Below are 19,109 nucleotides of genomic sequence, written 5' to 3' on the forward strand. Positions count from 1 at the left end.
CCGTAGGGGTCACGACCGCGCGAGGACCGATGAGAATCAGGCTCGTCGAGGTAGTCGTCTTCGTAGTCCGCGAGCGGAACCATGCCGAAGTACGCCTTGAACTTGTGCAGGGTGCTCATCGATTGCCTTCCGTGAAACTGGTCATTCCGCGGGCTCCACTCGCTGGCGGGTGTTCGTTCGCGGGCCGTTCTCCAGGTTCGCAAGTGTCAGTTGTGACTGATGTGATCCGTGGACTGTACTGGCGAGGTTATCGGCCGAGAACCGAGTATTGCGGTACCGACACGCACGCATGTCGATCCGTGTCGGATCGCGTGTTCCAGATCGCCGGTCATGCCCGCGGACAACTGGTTTGCGTCCGGATGCTGCGCGAGAAGTTCGTGGTGCAGGCCCTCGAGGTCGGCAAAAGCAGCGTCGGGTTCGGCATCGATGGGAGGCACCGCCATCAGCCCTCCCAGTCGCAGATTGCTCGACGCAGCCACCCTCTCGGCCAACGCCGCGACGTCTGTGCGATCGACGCCCCCGCGGTGCACGTCACCGTCGAGGCTGACCTGGATCAGTACGTCGAGTGGCGTTGACCTCGAACCGTCGTCGACAGCACCGGTGACGGCCTTTTCCAGTGCAGCGACGAGCCTGTCACTGTCCACGGAATGAATTGAGGTAGCCCATCGGGCAACCGACTTCGCCTTGTTGCGCTGCAATCGGCCGATCATGTGCCAGCGGGCTCGATCGTCTGCGAACGAGTCGGCGAGTTCGTCCACCTTGACCGACGCGTCTTGTTCTCTCGACTCGCCGAAGTCCCGGCATCCGAGGTCGTACAGAATTTGCACGTCGTCGGCCGGGAAGAACTTGGTCACCGGCAGCAACGTCACTTCGCCCACGTCACGTCCCGCGGCGACACATGCGGCTTCGATTCGCTCGTGCACGGAGTTCAGAGCCGTCTCGATCTCCGCCGCTCGACCCGACCGCTCGGTCATACCTTCTCGTCCATCCAAATCACACCAGCCATCCGTCCGGTGGGCTCGGCCCGGCGATGACTGAACAGGGTGCGATCCTCCATCGTGCAGCGGGGATCGACCACCACGCCCGCCACGCCCGCTTCGAGCAACTGCCGACCGAGTCCTGCGCGGATGTCGAGCCCGGGAGTCTTGTGCACGGTGGTCGTCGCACTGCCGGGCAGATGTCTCTCGACATCTGCCCGCATCTCGGCGGGCACCTCGTACTGACGGCCGCTGGCCGCCGGTCCCAGAAATGCACCGATGCGTCCGACGACCGCGCCTTGCGCGACCATGACGTCCAGCACGCGGGGGATGATGCCGATTCGCGCGCCGATACGACCAGCGTGCACCGCCGCGATGACACCCGCCTCCTCGTCCGACAGCAGGACCGGGACGCAATCCGCGGTCAGTACCGCGAGCGCGAGGCCACGGACAGTGGTGACGAGGGCGTCGGTCACCGGCACCGCCTCGGTGGTCGGACCATCGACCACGGTCACCGTGCGTCCGTGGACCTGCTCCATCCATACGAGCCGATCCGGACCGACGCCGATCTGACGGCCGAGCCGTTCCCTGTTTGCGGCAACTGCTGCGGGATCGTCACCTACGTGATCACCGAGATTGAAGGTGTCGTACGGAGCCGGGGACACCCCGCCCGCCCGAGTGGTGGTGACTCGTCGGACCGTGAATTCTGCATTCGCCACGATGGGAACTACCGACGCATGAAGGACGGAACGTCGACGTCGTCTTCGCCGTCGTCGTCGGCCACCGGCACTCGACGGCCACTGCCCGACTGGCCACCGGACGACGAACCGTTACCGGAACCCGAATCGCGCAGCGGCGGAAGCGTACTGCCGCTACCACTGCCCACCGGATCACGGAACACGGCGCCGGACTCCGTCGAATCGCTCGACCGAGTCGACGACGACACCTCGCCCGACCGGGCGGACCCGATCGGCGAACGCGAGGATGCCGGAGCGGCCTCGACCGGTCGACGCGTCGGAGTGCCACCGTCGAAGCCCGCGGCGATGACCGTGACGCGCACCTCGTCGCCGAGGGAGTCGTCGATGACGGTTCCGAAGATGATGTTCGCGTCGATGTGCGCGGCCTCCTGCACGAGTGAGGCTGCCTCGTTGATCTCGAACAGTCCGAGATCGGAGCCGCCGGCGATGGACAGCAGCACGCCGCGCGCGCCCTCCATCGATGCTTCGAGCAGTGGTGAATTGATTGCCGATTCCGCGGCCTTGATGGCACGTCCCTCGCCACGGGAGGAACCGATGCCCATCAGCGCGCTGCCTGCGCCGGACATGACTCCTTTGACGTCGGCGAAGTCGACGTTGATCAGACCGGGGGTGGTGATGAGGTCGGTGATGCCCTGGACGCCGTTGAGCAGTACCTCGTCGGCGCTGCGGAATGCGTCCATGAGGCTGACGGCCGCATCGCCGAGCTGCAGCAGACGATCGTTGGGGATCACGATGAGGGTGTCGCACGATTCGCGAAGTTGCTGGATACCCGTGTCGGCCTGCCCGCCGCGGCGCTTGCCCTCGAACGAGAAGGGCCGCGTGACGACGCCGACGGTGAGCGCGCCGAGCTTGCGTGCGATGTTGGCGACGACGGGAGCGCCACCGGTTCCGGTACCGCCACCCTCACCTGCGGTGACGAACACCATGTCGGCGCCCTTGAGGACTTCTTCGATCTCGTCTTTGTGATCGTCGGCAGCTCGTCTGCCCACTTCCGGGTCGGCGCCGGCGCCGAGTCCGCGGGTGAGCTCGCGGCCGACGGCGAGTTTGACGTCGGCGTCGCTCATGAGCAGCGCTTGGGCGTCGGTGTTGACCGCGATGAACTCGACTCCCTTGAGTCCCTGTTCGATCATGCGGTTGACCGCGTTAACGCCGCCGCCGCCGATGCCGACGACCTTGATTACGGCGAGGTAGTTGTGCGGGGGCGTCATTGGCTCTCGCCTTCCGTGGGTTGCGTTTTGGGCTGTCGTTCACTTGTCGAAACTCTCAACCTGAACCACAGGCTTAGTGTTATGTCAAGTACTCGACGCTCGGAACGCTATGCACCGGGACAACATTGCGCCACTAGGCGCGCCGACGGCACCGAAATATTTTGCTTTTCGCCGAAGCGGCCGTTGTCTCGACGAGCGTCTACTTGGTGGTGGGAAGATCAGGACTGGACACGTCGAGAATCTGTCCGGGCTGCGACATCAAGGCAAGTGCCACAGCCGATTTGCGCTCCGAGTTGTCCCTGTTTCCCCACACGAGCGTCCGCCCGTCTGCCAACTGCAACGTCACGTCCGACGCCGAACCGGCACGCACCTCGACCAGTGTGTCGCGCAGCGCACGCGGCATCGAATCCAGTACCGCGAGAGCACTTTCGGTGGCCGGATCGTCTGCGCCCGGATTGTCGGTGACCAGCCGCAGCACTCCCGGCGGTGGCGGCGCCACGGCGAAGTCCACACCGTCGGCGTCCAGAAGATGCGTGCCGTCCGGTCGATCGACGAACACCACGGCGACGCGTTCGGCGACGGTCACCCTGATTGTCGACGGGTACTGCCGCTGCACTCGAACGGACGCCAGTGCCGGTATCGCAGCGACGCGCTGCGCTGCAGCGTTGGCGTCGACCCGAACGAGCTTCTCCCCCATCGGCACAGCAAGTTCCGCCAGAATTTCCTGCTGCGGAACCGTGACGGCACCGTCCACGTCGATCGTGCGAACGGTCAGCAACGGCGAGAAGTAGACGACCGCGAAGCCTGCAACGACGGCGGCAACGAGCGCCGCGGCAATCAGACCGACGCGACGCCGCGACCGCGACACCCGCCGCCGTTCCTCCTCGCGTGTCCGACGCCGGAGCTCCCGATCCGAATCGACCGGTGCTCGGCCCGCGTCGATGGTCGACGCATCGACCTCGGTTCCCGAGGAGGGGGTCGATCGGCGTTCGCCCCTCCGCGTCGTGCTCGAACGTTCCGACCTCCCCGACCGTGTCGACCGCTCCGGAGTGTTCGACCGCTCCGAACGAGCCGAACGCTTCGGCCGGTCCGCGCGAGTCACTTCGATGCCCGGCCTTGCCCGATCCGGAAGTCCGTCTTCGAACGGAGCGCGTCGAGAATCGGCCCGGCAAGCATGGTCACATCACCGGCACCCATGGTGATCACCACGTCCCCGGGGGCGGCGAGGGACGCCACCTGCTTGGCCACGAGCGACAGATCGGGCTGGTAGTTGACGGGCTTCGTGACTGCCGAGGCCACCAGGGCGCCCGTCACGCCCGGGAGTGGCTCCTCGCGTGCCCCGTACACGTCGAGCACCACCACCTCGTCGGCGATGCTCAGAGCCTCGCCGAACTCGCCGGCGAACGTCTCGGTTCGTGAATAGAGGTGCGGTTGAAACACCACGACAACGCGCCCCCGATCGCCCGCAACACCGCTGCCCGCAATACCGCTGCTCGCAACACCGCTGCTCGCAACACCGCTGCTCGCAACACCGCTGCTCGCTACTCCGCTGACGAGTTGCTGCGCTGCGTTGAGGACGGCACGTACCTCGGTCGGGTGATGCGCATAATCGTCGAACACCCGTATGCCATGTTCGCGACCGCGAATTTGGAAGCGGCGGTGTACACCACCGAAGCCCGCGAGCCCGGCCAGAACCTCCGCCACGTCGGCACCGGCCTGCACGCCCGCGGTGAAAGCGGCCAGCGCGTTGAGCGCCGAGTGCTTCCCCGGAACGCCGAGCCGCAGCGTGCGCGGCACGTCCTCGCCTCGAACCTGCAATTGCGCGACCCCGCCGACGTCTTCGGGTTCCCACTGCAGCAGCCGGACCGCCATCTCGACGTCTCCGGTGTCGGTGTCCGCGGACCCGTATCCGAGCACGCGTACGCCGGGAAGACCGCGGGCGTGGACACGCTGCGCGAGTGCCGCCGAACCCGGGTCGTCCATGCAGGCGACCAGAACGCCACCCGGCTGGAGCAGAGCCGCGAAATCGTCGAATACCTGTACGTATGCCTCGGTGGTACCGAAGTAGTCGAGGTGGTCGGCCTCGATGTTGGTGACGATCACGAGGTTCGGGCTGTACTGAAGCAATGAGCCGTCGCTCTCGTCGGCTTCGGCGACGAACACGTCGCCGCTGCCGTGATGGGCGTTGGTTCCGGCTTCGTTCAGTTCGCCACCGACAGCGAAGGACGGGTCGAATCCGCAGTGCTGCAGGGCCACGATCAGCATCGACGTCGTCGACGTCTTGCCGTGGGTGCCCGACACGAGGAGCGTGCGATACCCCTCCATCAACGATGACAGGACTGCTGGACGGAGCACGATCGGAATTCCGCGCCTGTGGGCCTCCACGAGCTCGGGATTGTCCTTGGGGATGGCCGCATGGGTGGTGACGACGACAGTCGGTCCACCGGGCAACAAGTCCAGCGCCGAGGCGTCATGTCCGACGCGCACATCGGCGCCGCGGGCGCGAAGAGCGAGAACTCCCCTGCTCTCCTTCGCGTCGGATCCGGATACCTGGCCACCGCGAGCGAGCAGGATGCGTGCGATACCCGACATTCCGGCGCCGCCGATGCCGACCATGTGCACTCTCGCGAGCTCTGCGGGAAGCTCGGCCATGTCCGTCCTTTCGCTCGTCACGTCGCTGACGTGATCTTCCGTTGTGTCGCCACGCCTCATGTCGCCGTCGCGTGTCACTCGGACGACCGGGGTTTGTCCGCAGCCGTGCTGCTGCCCGAGGCCACAGCAAGAACGATGCGGGCGACCGTCAGTGCAGCGTCACGGTGACCAGCGCCTGCCGCGCCCGCGGACATCGTCGACAGACGAGCGGTGTCCGTGATCAGCTCGACGATCTCCGTCGAGACGTACCGGCTGTCGAGTTCACCGTCCGCCACGAGTATGCCTCCCCCTGCCGCGACAACGGGACGAGCGTTGAGTTCTTGCTCTCCGTTTCCGTGGGGCAACGGGACGTACACGGCGGGCAGTCCGGTCGCAGAAACCTCTGCGACCGTCATGGCACCGGACCGACAGACCGCCAGATCCGCCGCCGCGTAGGCGAGGTCCATGCGGTTCAGATACGGCACGGCGACGTACCGGGCGTTCGAACCTCCCGTTCGGACGGGGAGATCGAGGGTGTTCTTCGGGCCGTGCGCGTGCAGAACGGACACCCCGGCTGCGGCGAGTTCGGCCGCCGCGCCCGACACGGCGTCGTTCAGAGACCGCGCCCCCTGCGAGCCCCCGAAGACGAGAAGAACGGACCCTTCGACGGGCAGTCCGAAGTGTCGCCGCGCTTCGTCGCGGGTGGCTGCGCGGTCGAGGCCGGTGATGGTGGGACGAACCGGAATTCCGACGATCTCGGCGTCACTGCGGCCGGGCGAGCGCACACCGGAGCCGGATACCGCGGCGAGCACCCGCTGCGCAAGCCGTGCGCCCACCTTGTTCGCGATGCCTGCGCTCGCATTTGCTTCGTGGACCACGATTGGAACGGACCGACGTCGACCGAGAATTCGGCGCGCGGCGAGGTAGGCCGGCAGGGCGACGTAGCCACCGAAACCGACGAGAACATCGGCCTCGACGTCTGCGAACACCGCGCGGGTGCGCCGCACGGACTTGAAGACCTTGGCAGGCAGCCGGAGCAGGTCGACCGTCGGCTTCCTGGGCAACGGAACGGGCGGAATCAGCTCGAGGCTGTAACCACGAGCCGGAACGAGGGTCGTCTCGAGGCCGCGCTGCGTGCCGAGGGCAGTGATGCGCACCGTCGGATCGAGCTCACGGAGAGCGTCGGCTACAGCCATCGCCGGTTCGATGTGCCCGGCGGTGCCACCGCCTGCCACGACAACGGACAGCGGTTTCGTTCGTGCATTCACCGTCGATATCCTCGCCCATTCGATTGTGCGCGCCGGTCACCGGGTTGACCGCGATTCTGCCTGCGTGGTTCGACCTGCGGCTGACCTGCGCGGACGCGGCGATCCCGTTCGGCTCTGGCGCCGACGTCGGCGAGATCCCTGTCGGTGCGTCGACGCTGCGGTGCCTTCCGGCTTTCCATCCCCCGTCGATCGCGCTTGTCGAGGGCGGGTCGGGTGGACTTCGACCGTGCCGCGGCGGCCCGCATCGGCGAGAAGGAGGCGGGCATCGGCAGTCGCAGGACGCGATCGAGTCTGGACGCGTGGCCCGCGTGGAGTGCGGCGATGGCCTCCGGTTCGTGCCGCGCGGCGTTGGCGATGATGCCGAACATCAGCAGGGTGATGGCCGTCGAGGACCCGCCGTAGGACACGAGCGGAAGCTGTAGACCCGTGACGGGGAGCAATCCGACCACGTACCCGATGTTGATCATCGCCTGCGCAAAAATCCAGGTGGTGGATCCGGCAGCCAGCAACCGTAGGAAGGGGTCGACCGAACGCATGGCGATCCGTAACCCGGTGTAGACGAACAGGGCGAACAGCCCGAGGACGGCCATGCACCCGATGAATCCGAGTTCCTCGCCGATGATCGCGAAGATGAAGTCGTTGTGCGCGTTGGGCAGGTAGCTCCACTTTGCACGGCTCTGGCCCAGTCCGACTCCGAACAGGCCGCCGTCGGAAAGGGAGAATTTGGCCTGGTTCGACTGATAGCCGAGACCTTGGGGGTCGTCGCCCGGGTTGAGCCAAGCCTTGATGCGATTGGAGCGGTAACCAGCGGTGAAAGCGAGGACCGTGGCCGCCGCTATGCCGCCGCCGACGATGATGCCGAACAATCGGGCGTCCAGACCGGCGAACCACAGCACGGACACAAGGATGATGCCGATGGCGATGGCCGTGGACAGGTTGGGCTGCAACACGATCAACGCGGCCATCAGCAGTGCGGCCGGCACCAGTGGGATGAGCAGCGACTTGAGGCTCGCGTGTTCGCTGCGGCGTGACGCCAGCAGGTGCGCCGCCCACAGCACCAGGGTGACCTTGGCCAGCTCCGACGGCTGGAACGATACGCCCGCAATGTTGAACCACCTGCGCGCACCGTCCGCGCCCTCGGAACCGACACCCGGGATGAGCACCATCATCAGCATGACTACCGACAGGCAGAACAGTGGGAACGACAGCTTGCGCAGCATCCGCACGGGCATGCGGAGCGCGATGTAGAACGCGACCACGCCGAGAGCGACGCCGATCAGCTGCTGCGTGAAGAGGCTGTACGCCGAACCGTCCGCAGCGTAGGCCTCGGCTGCCGACGACGAGAGCACCATCACCAAGCCGAGAATTGTGAGCAGCGCGGCGATGGTCACGATGAGGTGGAACGATGCCAGCGGCCGCGTCAGCCACAAACCGATACGGGTCCGCGGCGCCGTCGTACCATCTGCAGCTCTGCTCACGAGGGCTGCCCGCCTACGCGGCCGATACCGGCCGCGTCGAGCGAATCGACCGCGGCGGCGAAACTGCGGCCTCGGTGCCCGTAGTCGATGAACATGTCCAGAGACGCCGCGGCCGGAGCGAGCAGAACGGTGTCTCCCGGTTGCGCGCGTTCTGCGGCGCTTCGCACCACGGCCCGCATCACTGCTTCTGCATCTTGCGCCACATCAGTCACACCAGCATCGTCTCCCGCCGCGAACGTCACAACGGGAACATCGGGGGCGTGTCGCGCCAAAGCCTCTGCGATCTCGCTCCCATCGCGTCCGATCACGAACGCCGCGGCGAGGCGGGGTGCCACCTCGGCGACCAACTCGTCGACCGACGCACCCTTGAGCAATCCGCCCGCTATCCACACCACGCGGTCGTACGCGAGCAGCGACGATCTGGCCGCGTGCGGATTGGTTGCCTTCGAATCGTCGACGAACGTCACACCGTTCTCGACCCGCACCACGGATGCGCGGTGTGCACCGAGCTCGTAGGTGCGCAAACCCTCGGCAACGGCGTCGACGGATACACCGATCGACCGCGCCAGCCCCGCAGCGGCGAGCGCGTCCATCGTCCCGGCCGGGCCGGCAGGAACGACTTCGGCCAGCGGCAAGAGGGCTACGGCGGCACCGAATGCGTTGTCGATGAGGTATCCATCGGATACCCCGAGTTCCCCGACCGCCGGTTCTCCCAGCCGGAAACCGAACACCCGTCCGGCGGGGGCCGCGGCACCGAGCGCAGCAGCGCGCGGGTCGTCGAGACCTACTACCGCGACATCACCCCGGAGTGCGCGCGCCTTTGCCTCGACGTACCCGTCCATACCGCCGTGCCAGTCCAGATGATCCTCGGCGATGTTGAGCACCGTGCCCGCCGCAGGCCGCACCGACGGAGCCCAGAACAACTGGAACGACGACAATTCCACCGCTAACACAGACGGGTGAGGCGTCGATTGCAACGCGTCGAGGACGGGGAGGCCGATGTTGCCGCAGGCGACACCCACCAGATTGGCCGACGACAGAATGGACGCCAGCATCGACGTCGTTGTCGTCTTGCCGTTGGTTCCGGTCACCACCAGCCACTGCGTCGCGGGACCGTAGATTTCCGCGCGGTCGATCCGCCACGACAGCTCGACGTCGCCCCAGACCGGAATTGCCCGTGCCGAGGCCGCAGCAAGAACAGGGGCGTCGGGACGCAATCCCGGGCTCGTCACGACGAGGGAGACATCGCCGAAAATGCTTGGCTCGGCGAGAAGGTCGGCCTGCAGGATCCCCCGGGCGCCCAGTTCGACCGCGCGTGCCACCGCATCCGCGGCGGAATCGGTGACGAGCACATCGGCACCGAGTTCGCGGAGGGGCGCAATCGTCGCAAGCCCCGACACGCGACTGCCGGCAACCAGAACCGTCTTACCTCGGATCCACTGCAGGTCTTCGCTTACCGATGTATGGCCCACGGGTGTGCCGGCCCCGAGTCGTTCGGCCACAGCTCGCTCAGCCACCCACGGCAGCGAGGTACTCGCTGTAGAACAGAGCCAATCCGACGGCCGACGCGATCGCTGCGAGCAGCCAGAACCGGATGATCACCGTGGTCTCTGCCCAGCCTGCGAGCTCGAAGTGGTGATGGAACGGCGCCATACGGAATACGCGTCGTCGACTCGATCGGAACACGGCCACCTGGATGACGACCGATGCGGCCTCGGCGACGAACAGGGCCGCGATGACCACCATGATGAGTTCGGTACGCGTGACGATGGACAGCCCGGCGAGCAAACCACCCAGTGCAAGCGAACCGGTGTCGCCCATGAATATCTTGGCCGGGGCGGCATTCCACCACAGGAACCCGATACACGCGCCGGCGGCGGCGGCGCAGATGAGCGCGAGATCCAGCGGGTCGCGCACGTCATAGCACCCCGGGCCCGGATTTGTCGAGCATGCCTGACGATATTGCCAGAAGGTGATGACAGTGTAGGCACCGAGCACGAGCGTCATCGATCCGGCGGCGAGACCGTCGAGGCCGTCCGTCAGGTTCACCGCGTTGGACCATGCCGTCACCAGGAAGTAGCACCACACGATGAACACGATGGGGCCGAGGCTGACCGTCGCGATGTCGCGGACGTACGAGAGTTGCTGACTGGCCGGGGTGAGCCCGTTCGGACCCTTGAACTGCAGGGCGAGGATGCCGAACAGCACAGCCGCGACCAACTGGCCGACGAGCTTGGCCGTCTTGTTCAGACCGAGGTTGCGCTGCTTGCGAATCTTGATGAAGTCGTCGAGGAAACCGACCAACCCGAGGACGGTCGTCAAGCCGAGAACCAGAAGCGCCGACGCCGACGGCCCGTCGGCGTCGTACCCGACTCCGATCAGGTGCGAGCCCCAGTAGCCGGCCCACAGGCCGGCGAGGATGGCGACGCCGCCCATCGTCGGGGTACCACGCTTCGACTGATGACTGGCGGGGCCTTCGACTCGGATCTCCTGACCGAAGCCCTGCTTGGAGAATGCCTTGATCAACACTGGCGTGAGCAGGATTGCCACAGCGAGCGCGATGCCTCCGGCGAAGAGGATCTGCCTCACTGCGTGTCCTCCGGTGTCATGGTGTTCCTCTCCCCGTCCGCGTCGATACCGTCCGCATCGACACTGTCCGCGCCAACACTGTCCGAATCTCGGCCGTCGGTAGCCGTGGCGCCACGGTCCGTTACAGAACCGTCATCGTCGAGCAGCGCTTCGGCCACCGTCCACAGCGCGACGGACTGCGATGCCTTCACCAGCACGATGTCGCCCGGCTCGAGTTCGGCGCGCAGCACATCGATCGCGGCCTGCTGATCGGGCACGAGCATCGACTCCTCGCCCCACGATCCCTCCATGACGGCGCCCTGGTGCAGCGCTCTGGTGGGCCGTCCGGATTCGACGATGATGAGCCGGCTGACGTCCAAGCGCACGGCAAGCCGCCCAATTGCGTCGTGCTCGACGACCGATTCGGAACCCAGTTCGCCCATCTCCCCGAGGACCGCCCAGGTACGACGAGGGGGCCCGGTACCCGACCTGGACATCGACACGAGGGCCTTGAGCGCGGCGCGCATGGAGTCGGGGTTGGCGTTGTACGAGTCGTTGACGATCGTGATGCCTGCGGCCGTGGTGCGCACGTCCATTCGCCGGACGGATGCTGCCGTGGACCCGGCAAGCGCTTCCGCGACCTGCGCGAGGGTCGCGCCGCATTCGAGTGCGACCGCAGCAGCGGCCAATGCGTTCCCGACCTGATGTTCGCCGTGCACGGCGAGCGCGACTTCGACGCTCCCGATCGGCGTGACCATGGTGAATCGGGCACGGGCGTCGCAGTCGAGGGAGATGTTCTCGGCTCGGATGTCCGCGTCGGGCGATTGTCCGACCGTGACGATCTTTGCAGTGGTGCGCGCCGTCATCTCCATCACGATGCGGTCGTCGGCATTGAGGACGGCCACTCCCCCGTCCTCCGCGGAGGGCAAAGCTTCGACGAGTTCGCCCTTGGCGAGAGCGATGCGGTCCCTCGACCCGAATTCGCCGAGGTGGGCGGTACCGACATTGAGTACGACGCCGATGCGCGGCGGCGCGGCCTCGGCGAGCAACGCGACGTGGCCGACGCCGCGAGCAGACATCTCGAGAACCAGGAATTTCGACGTTTCGTCGGCACGAAGGGCGGTCCACGGGTGGCCCAGCTCGTTGTTGAACGACCCCGGCGGTGCGACGACCGCGCCGAGCGGCCGGAGGACCGAAGCCAGCAGATCCTTGGTCGACGTCTTGCCCGAGGATCCGGTGACGCCGACGACGGTCAGTCCGGTCGCGGCGGTGAGTTCGTCGATCGATGCTCGAGCGAGGGCGCTCAACGCAGCAAGCACGGCCGCGCCGGATCCGTCGGCGTCGTGCTCGAGGGCCATGGCGCGTCCGTCGTGCGGCATCGGGTCGACGACGATGGCGGGTACCCCGACCGGACGGGCGGCGAGCACTGCGACCGCGCCTGCGTCGATTGCACCCTGTGCGTGTTCGTGGCCGTCGACGCGGGCGCCGGGCAGGGCGAGGAACAACCCACCGAAAGTGACCTTGCGAGAGTCGAATTCGACGGTCCCGTCGACGAGTCGGGTTGGATCGTCGACGTCGTGGAGGGTGCCGCCGACGATGTCGGCGATCTCTCCGATGGTCAGGGCTTTCACGGTGTTGCTCCTGCTTGTTCGGCGATCTTGCGATCGATGGCGTCGGCCAGGACGACGCGGTCGTCGAAAGGGTGCTTCACTCCACCGACATCCTGCCCGGTCTCGTGTCCCTTGCCTGCGACGAGCACGACGTCGCCGTCCCGGGCCCAGCGGACGGCGTCCTCGATGGCCGCGCTTCGACCGGCGACGTTGTGGACCTCTCCGCGAAGGGCCGGTTCGACCGACATCGCACCGGCGTGGACCTCCGCCCGGATCGCGGCGGGGTCTTCGGAACGCGGATTGTCGTCGGTGATGACGAAAAGGTCAGCTCCTCGGGCGCCCGCTGCGCCCATCAGCGGTCTCTTGCCCGTGTCTCGGTCGCCGCCGGCGCCCAGTACCACCGCGATGCGGCCCGCGGTCTGTTCCCGCAGCGTCTCGATCACGGCCTCGACGGCCGCGGGCTTGTGCGCGTAATCGACGACGGCCAGAAAATTCTGGCCTCGGGAGATGCGCTGTACGCGACCGGGAACGTCGACCTCGGCCATGCCGCGGATCGCGGACGCCGTGTCCACACCGGACGCAGCGCACGTCGCGGCCGCGAGCAGCGCATTGGCGACGTTGTAGCGCCCGGGAAGTCGAATCGACGCGCCGTGGTGAACGCCGGAGGGTTCGACGATCCCGAACGTCTGAGTGCCGCCGGGATCCTTCGACCAGTCCGTCACCGTCCAATCGGCGTCGGTGGACACCGCGACGGTGGACAGCTGTGACCCGGCCGATCGAGCGATATCGGCCATACGCCGTCCCCAACTGTCGTCGACGCAGACGACGGCCGACCGCGTGCGCACCCGCGACTCGGCAGCGAACAATCGGCTCTTCGCCAGGAAGTACTCCTCCAGCGTGCCGTGGAAATCCAGGTGATCCTGCGAAAGATTGGTGAACGCACCGACCGAAAACACGGTGCCGTCGACCCGCCCGAGGGTCAGAGCGTGGCTCGACACCTCCATCACGACCGAATCGAGCCCTCGTTCGACCATCAGGGCAAACAGTGCGTGCAGGTGCGGCGCCTCAGGAGTCGTCAACGCGCTGGGGACCCGGGACCCGTCGATCTTGGTCTCGATCGTCCCGATGAGCCCGGTGCGTCTGCCCGCGGCCGTCAACGCAGCTTCCAACAGATACGACGTGGTGGTCTTACCGGACGTGCCGGTGATGCCGATAACCGTCATCTTCTCCGACGGGTTCCCGTACACCAGCGCCGACACCGCGCCCAGCACGCTCCGAGGCTGCTCGTGCACCAGCACCGGAACCGGCGACGCCGGAAGACGCGTTCGCACGATATCTAGCCCGGCAGGATCCGTCAGAACCGCGACGGCACCGCGCTCGACGGCGTCGGCGACGAAGGTTGCGCCGTGCGCCGCAGAACCGGGCAGCGCGGCGAACAGATCACCGTCGACGATGGCCTGCGCACGCAGATCGACACCCGTGACGAGCCGGTGAGCTTTGTCGGTCGCCGGGACCACAACTGCACCGGATGCTTCGGCGAGTCTCTCGACCGGAGTCTGCGGTGGATTCAGAGGACGAGACGGTGGCGGAGCAGGTTGGGACTCTGCTGGCACAGGCACTGTGCTCCCTTCTGCTCGACTGCAGTCGTTGGCGCGTGGACGCGATGGCGTGTTGCCGTGGCACGGGGATCCCGAGAAACCGTCGTACGTCACGGGTCCTCCTGACACCCGTACAAGGGCCGAGGAGTCAGGTTACCGGCGAGCGACGCGTGCCTCTACGCCCGACCCACCACGCCTGGCACCTGGGCGGGTCAGTCGGCCTGGAGGACCAACTTCGGACCCGGATCTTTCGACAGCGGCACAGCATCCCGCTGCAGCATCCAGCTGGCGATGTTGTGGAACAGCGGCGCGGCGGACTGACCGCCCGAGCCATCCGCGCTGCGCGAGGGTGCGTCGAGCATGATTCCGATCACGTACCGGGGATTGTCGGCGGGAGCGATACCCGCGAACGTGATCCAGTAGTTCGAGTTGGAGTAGCAGCCGCATTCCGGGTCCACCTGCTGTGCGGTTCCGGTCTTTCCACTGATCTGATATCCGGACACTCCTGCGGCGACGCCGGTGCCGCGCTGGTTGCCGTTGTCGTCCTGCGTGACGGATCGGAACATGTCGCGGACCGTCGAGGCCGTCTGCGGACTGACGACGTAGATGCCTTCGGGCCGTTCGGCTTCGGTCTTGTTGCCGCTGGGATCGACGGTGGCCTTGACGATGCGCGGCGGGATGCGCATTCCGTCGTTGGCAATGGCCTGGTACATCGCCGTCATCTGCATCAGCGTCATCGAAAGCCCCTGTCCGATGGGCAAGTTGGCGAAGGTGCCTCCGGACCATTGGTCGCGGCTCGGTACGCTGCCCGCGCTCTCTCCCGGTAGGCCGACGTCGGTGCGCTGCCCCAGGCCGAAACGCGAGAGCATGTCCGCGAACCGATCCTCCCCCACCCGCTGGGCGAGCATCAGTGTTCCGACATTCGAAGACTTACCGAACACGCCCGTCGAGGTGTACGGCGCAACGCCGTGTTCCCAGGCGTCCTTCACCGACACTCCGGACATGAATATGTTGCCGGGCACCTGCAGCACCTCGTCGGGGGTGGTGAGACCGTATTCGATGGCAGCCGCGGCGGTGATGATCTTGTTGACCGAACCGGGCTCGAACGGGGTCGAGACCGGGAGGTTGCCCATCTCCTTGTCTCGCTCGTTGTTTCCGACGCCGATGCCGGGGTTGAAGGTGTTGTCGTTGGACATCGCCAACACTTCGCCGGTCTTGGCGTCCTGCACGAACGCCGACGCGTTCTTGGCGCCCGACAGATCCTTCGCGAGCTGTACCTGCTGCTGCACGTAGTACTGCAAGTCTGCGTCGATGGTCAGTTCCACGTCGGAACCGTTGACCGCTGTTTGCCGGTCTCGCCAGCTACCGGGGATGACGGCCCCGTCGGAGCCACGATCGTAGGTCTGCGATCCGTCAGTTCCCGCGAGGGTCGAGTCGAGCGCGTCCTCTAGCCCGAGCAGGCCGTGCCCGTCCCACCCGGTGGCACCGACCATGTTGGCGGCGAGCGATCCGCCCGGATACTCCCGAATGTCCTGGCGTTCGAGGCCGACCTCTTCGAACTCTTCACTGATACGGGTGGCAACGGTCGCGTCGACGCCGCGCACCAGGTAGGTGAAGGTGTCGTTGCTTTTGAGCTTCGCGAGTAGGTCCTTCTCGTTCGCGATGTCGCCCAACTCGTCGTGAATACCGGCGGCGATGGCGGCGAGCCGGTCGTCGGTTGCCGGCTTCGTCGAGTCTTTGGCCCTCGCCTCGTCGAGTTCGCGGCGGACACGTACGGGTTGAAACGTGAGCGCCTTGGCCTCCATCGTGAACGCGATCGGTTTGCCGTCCCGATCCATGATCGCTCCCCGCGTTGCGGGGTCGACGAGCGTAGTAGTGCGCTGCGAAGCAGCCTCTGCCGACAACCGCGGACCGTTGATTCCCATGATCCACACGAGCTGCAGTGCCACGACGGCGAGCACACCGAACATGACGACCCGACCGAAGCCGCTGCGGAAGACGAAGGACGATGCGTCGAATCGGCTGTTGGCACGCGACGGAGTGGGACGTCGTCCCGGTGCCGTGGGTGGCGATGACCGACGAGCCTGCGGGCGTGCACCGGAACCGCTGCGTGACGGCATGTTTCGGCGCGATGCCCCGGGGGTGGGCCTGGTCACTGCCCACTACCCGCGGGACTCGCCGACGGGATGCTCATGGGAACCAATTGTTCACCGAGCGCCTCGGTTCGGGCGTCATTGGGCACGTTCGGCGTGGCGGGGGGCGGTGAGACGACGTTCGGTGTGGTGGGCGTGACGGGCGGAACGGTTGCCCGCGGAGCCACGTTGGTGGGCCGACCGGGCACGACAGGCGTTGTTGCTGTTGATCTTTCGGACACCGCACGATCTGCGCCCAACGGTGCGCCACCCGTCCGCAATGTGAGGCCCGAACGAGTCGAGGTGGACGTGGCATCGGATTCGGGTGGATCGAGCGGCGCGACGGGAGTTCCCTGCGCCGGCTCTGGGGTGCCGACGACCTGAACCGAGCCGTCCGCCGCGACAAGGAGCCGGGCTGCATTCGCCGCAGGAACCATGCCCTGCTCGGCGGCCTTCCTGGCGAGCTCGGGTGCCGAGTCCGCCAGCTCCACATCTCGCTGCAACGACGCCCGCTCCTGCACCAGACGCTCGTTCTGCGCTTTGGCGTCGGACAACACATAGGAGTCTTCTGCCGACCTGGTGGTGAGGAGCAAGGTCAGTCCCATACCGAGAGAAAGCAATCCGATGATCAGAGCAACGAACGGAATACGTGCGGTGATCGCCGCAGTGGATACCGACGGTCGCGCCGTGGCGCGCGCTCCGGGTCCGGCGTCGGGGGCGAGCGCCACGGCCCGCTGCTGACGCCGCTCGTATGCGCGGAGTGCTGCCGAGGACTTAGCCGATCCTGCATCGGGTCCGGTGGACCTCGCACGTCGTGTCGACCGGGGTGAACCCGAGGTGATTGTCATGCCGTTCTCCTCGCGATTCGCTCGGCCGCACGCAGACGCACCGGTGCAGAACGTGGATTTTCTTCGATCTCTTCGTCGGAGGCGCGTTCGGCGCCCTTCGTGAGAAGACGGAGCTCCGGACCCATCCCGGGCAACTCGACCGGCAACCCCTCCGGGCTTCGGGACTTCACCCGTGGTGCGAGTTCCTTCTTGACCACACGATCTTCCAGCGACTGGTACGACATGAAGACCACTCGCCCACCCAGCGCGAGCGCATCGAGTCCCGCAGGAACCGCTTTCTCCAGCGATTCCAACTCTCGGTTCACCTCGATGCGCAGAGCCTGAAACGTGCGCTTCGCCGGATGGCCGCCGGTACGGCGCGTCGCTGCCGGAATCGCGGAATACAGAAGCTCGACGAGCGCCGCACTGGTCGTGAACGGCGTCTGTTCGCGGACGCGAAGGACAGCCGACGCGATACGCCCCGCGAAGCGCTCCTCGCCGTATGTACTGAGTACTCGCGCAATGTCGCCGTGTGAGTAGGTGTTGAGAACGTCGGCGGCCGTGAGCCCGACGGTCGGATCCATGCGCATGTCGAGCGGAGCGTCGACCGAGTAGGCGAACCCTCGATCCGCCTCGTCGAGCTGCATCGACGACACACCCAGATCGAACAGAATGGCGTGCACCGACTCGATGGGCGGCAATCCGGCACTGTCGAGTGCGTCCTCGATCCCGTCGTAGGTCGTATGCACGAACGTGGTGCGGTCGGCGAACTCGGACAGGCGCCTGCCGGCACGTGCGAGCGCATCGGGATCACGGTCGAGGCCGATAAGCCGCATCGTCGGGTAGGTACGCAGGAAATGTTCGGAGTGACCGCCGAGTCCGAGCGTCGCGTCGATCATGACGGGCGTATCGCCGTGCTTCTCAGCTGAGATCAGAGCCGGGCCGAGTAGCTGGTCCGACCGTTCGAGTCGGACCGGAATGTGTTTGGGTGCTGCGCCTTCTGTTGTTCCGAACCGCTGGGGAGCGTCATCCGGGACGGGCGATTTCGATTCGCCTTCCACAATGATTCCTCCCGGTCGTGCCTCCGCACGCTGCTTGCTCGCGTGCACGTCGATCGATGGTGGTCGAATGCCTCGAGGTCCCTGTCCGATAGGGAACCTGGCGTTGGGGAAGAACGTCAGGGTCCTGATCTGCGAAACCTGGCGTTGGGGAAGAACGTCAGGGTTCTGATCGGGCAGAGGCCTCGCGGCACTCGGCGTGTTGTCCGGGCGGTTACAAAATTCCTTCCAAGGACTCGTCGATCGCGTCCGAGAAGCTCTGTTCGCTTTCAGTGGAGTACCGGGCCCATGCCTCGTCGTTCCAGACCTCGATGAACTCGATGGATCCGTTGACGACGACGTTGCGGTCCAGATCTGCGTAACGGCGATGATCGGAGCTGATGGTGATGCGCCCCTGCCCGTCGAGCTTCTGCTCGTCGGTACCCGCACCGAGTTGCCGGATGTACGACCGGGCAACCGGATTGGAGCGCGACGCCTCGGTCAGCTTCCTGACCTTCTCCGCGAACGCCTCTCGGGTGTAGATGGCGAGGCTGTGATCTTGACCTTTGCTCACCATCACTCCATCCTCGAGAGCTTCACGAAACTTTGCCGGCAACGTGAGCCGACCCTTGTCGTCGAGCTTGGGCGTGTAGGTACCGAGGAACACTCGACACCTCCCACTCTCTCCGCTGCCACCACTTTACCCCACTTTCCCCCACATTCAATCCCATCGAGCACAAAAACTTGGGATACCTCCCAATATCCGCAGGTAGCAGCAGTGGTTCAGGGTGGAGGAGAAATTTCGACCGCGCACAGTCATGTCGCGTCGTCGTCGCCCCTCCCCGCGCCAAAATGCCATCACCGCTGCTCGAGGCCTGAAACGGCGTCACCCACCGGATACTTGCTGAACACCGTGGGTGAAAGTGGGGACTGGAGGGTGTGGGGCCTTCCGAAGGGAGCGAAGTGGGGCGGATGGCGCCTTTGTGCCACGCACTCGGGCACGACAACGAGAGCGGT

At 66.1% G+C, this 19,109-nt stretch carries 15 protein-coding genes and 1 pseudogene; all 16 read right to left on the bottom strand.

The window, feature by feature from the left end:
• A pseudogene (locus tag WBQ44_RS12155) lies at window positions 1-119 on the bottom strand (cell division protein SepF); the annotation flags it as partial.
• 87 nt (window positions 120-206) lie between these two features.
• Window positions 207-974: a YggS family pyridoxal phosphate-dependent enzyme gene (locus WBQ44_RS12160; RefSeq protein ID WP_495566940.1), complete on the bottom strand. Its 768-nt coding sequence runs from the start codon at window positions 972-974 to the stop codon at window positions 207-209.
• On the bottom strand, window positions 971-1,696 hold the full coding sequence (gene pgeF, locus WBQ44_RS12165) for a peptidoglycan editing factor PgeF (protein ID WP_495566941.1): 726 nt from the start codon (window positions 1,694-1,696) through the stop codon (window positions 971-973). The genes WBQ44_RS12160 and pgeF overlap by 4 nt, the downstream gene beginning before the upstream one ends.
• Before the next feature lie 8 nt (window positions 1,697-1,704).
• A complete protein-coding gene (gene ftsZ, locus WBQ44_RS12170) occupies window positions 1,705-2,943 on the bottom strand; it encodes a cell division protein FtsZ (protein ID WP_495566942.1) in 1,239 nt (412 codons plus the stop codon).
• Between the two features lie 199 nt (window positions 2,944-3,142).
• The gene (locus WBQ44_RS12175; RefSeq protein WP_495566943.1) at window positions 3,143-3,811 is read right to left on the bottom strand and encodes a cell division protein FtsQ/DivIB; all 669 of its coding nucleotides are present in this window, start codon (window positions 3,809-3,811) and stop codon (window positions 3,143-3,145) included.
• Window positions 3,812-4,041: 230 nt separating this feature from the next.
• Window positions 4,042-5,595 (bottom strand): UDP-N-acetylmuramate--L-alanine ligase, encoded by a 1,554-nt coding sequence (gene murC / locus WBQ44_RS12180; protein ID WP_495566944.1) that lies wholly within the window; start codon window positions 5,593-5,595, stop codon window positions 4,042-4,044.
• Window positions 5,596-5,669: 74 nt separating this feature from the next.
• A complete protein-coding gene (gene murG, locus WBQ44_RS12185; protein ID WP_495566945.1) occupies window positions 5,670-6,842 on the bottom strand; it encodes an undecaprenyldiphospho-muramoylpentapeptide beta-N-acetylglucosaminyltransferase in 1,173 nt (390 codons plus the stop codon).
• On the bottom strand, window positions 6,839-8,320 hold the full coding sequence (ftsW, locus tag WBQ44_RS12190; RefSeq protein ID WP_495566946.1) for a putative lipid II flippase FtsW: 1,482 nt from the start codon (window positions 8,318-8,320) through the stop codon (window positions 6,839-6,841). Before ftsW ends, murG begins: the two co-directional genes overlap by 4 nt.
• Window positions 8,317-9,792 carry a UDP-N-acetylmuramoyl-L-alanine--D-glutamate ligase gene (gene murD / locus WBQ44_RS12195; RefSeq protein WP_495566952.1) on the bottom strand — a complete coding sequence of 492 codons (1,476 nt, stop codon included), beginning with the start codon at window positions 9,790-9,792 and terminating at the stop codon, window positions 8,317-8,319. Before murD ends, ftsW begins: the two co-directional genes overlap by 4 nt.
• Window positions 9,793-9,829: 37 nt before the next feature.
• On the bottom strand, window positions 9,830-10,909 hold the full coding sequence (gene mraY, locus WBQ44_RS12200; RefSeq protein ID WP_495566947.1) for a phospho-N-acetylmuramoyl-pentapeptide-transferase: 1,080 nt from the start codon (window positions 10,907-10,909) through the stop codon (window positions 9,830-9,832).
• A complete protein-coding gene (locus tag WBQ44_RS12205; RefSeq protein WP_495566948.1) occupies window positions 10,906-12,519 on the bottom strand; it encodes a UDP-N-acetylmuramoyl-tripeptide--D-alanyl-D-alanine ligase in 1,614 nt (537 codons plus the stop codon). The genes mraY and WBQ44_RS12205 overlap by 4 nt, the downstream gene beginning before the upstream one ends.
• Complete coding sequence (locus WBQ44_RS12210; RefSeq protein WP_495566949.1) at window positions 12,516-14,117, bottom strand: UDP-N-acetylmuramoyl-L-alanyl-D-glutamate--2,6-diaminopimelate ligase; 1,602 nt, start codon at window positions 14,115-14,117, stop codon at window positions 12,516-12,518. The genes WBQ44_RS12205 and WBQ44_RS12210 overlap by 4 nt, the downstream gene beginning before the upstream one ends.
• A 191-nt stretch (window positions 14,118-14,308) precedes the next feature.
• The gene (locus tag WBQ44_RS12215; RefSeq protein WP_495566953.1) at window positions 14,309-16,216 is read right to left on the bottom strand and encodes a peptidoglycan D,D-transpeptidase FtsI family protein; all 1,908 of its coding nucleotides are present in this window, start codon (window positions 16,214-16,216) and stop codon (window positions 14,309-14,311) included.
• A gap of 32 nt (window positions 16,217-16,248) precedes the next feature.
• The gene (ftsL, locus tag WBQ44_RS12220; protein WP_495566950.1) at window positions 16,249-17,076 is read right to left on the bottom strand and encodes a cell division protein FtsL; all 828 of its coding nucleotides are present in this window, start codon (window positions 17,074-17,076) and stop codon (window positions 16,249-16,251) included.
• Window positions 17,073-18,035 (bottom strand): 16S rRNA (cytosine(1402)-N(4))-methyltransferase RsmH, encoded by a 963-nt coding sequence (rsmH, locus tag WBQ44_RS12225; RefSeq protein WP_495566954.1) that lies wholly within the window; start codon window positions 18,033-18,035, stop codon window positions 17,073-17,075. Before rsmH ends, ftsL begins: the two co-directional genes overlap by 4 nt.
• 292 nt (window positions 18,036-18,327) lie before the next feature.
• Window positions 18,328-18,759, bottom strand: a complete 432-nt coding sequence (gene mraZ / locus WBQ44_RS12230; RefSeq protein WP_495566951.1) for a division/cell wall cluster transcriptional repressor MraZ — start codon at window positions 18,757-18,759, stop codon at window positions 18,328-18,330.
• Between the last annotated feature and the right edge of the window lie 350 nt (window positions 18,760-19,109).

This window comes from Rhodococcus sp. (in: high G+C Gram-positive bacteria) (genome assembly GCF_049591685.1).
GTDB lineage: Bacteria > Actinomycetota > Actinomycetes > Mycobacteriales > Mycobacteriaceae > Rhodococcoides.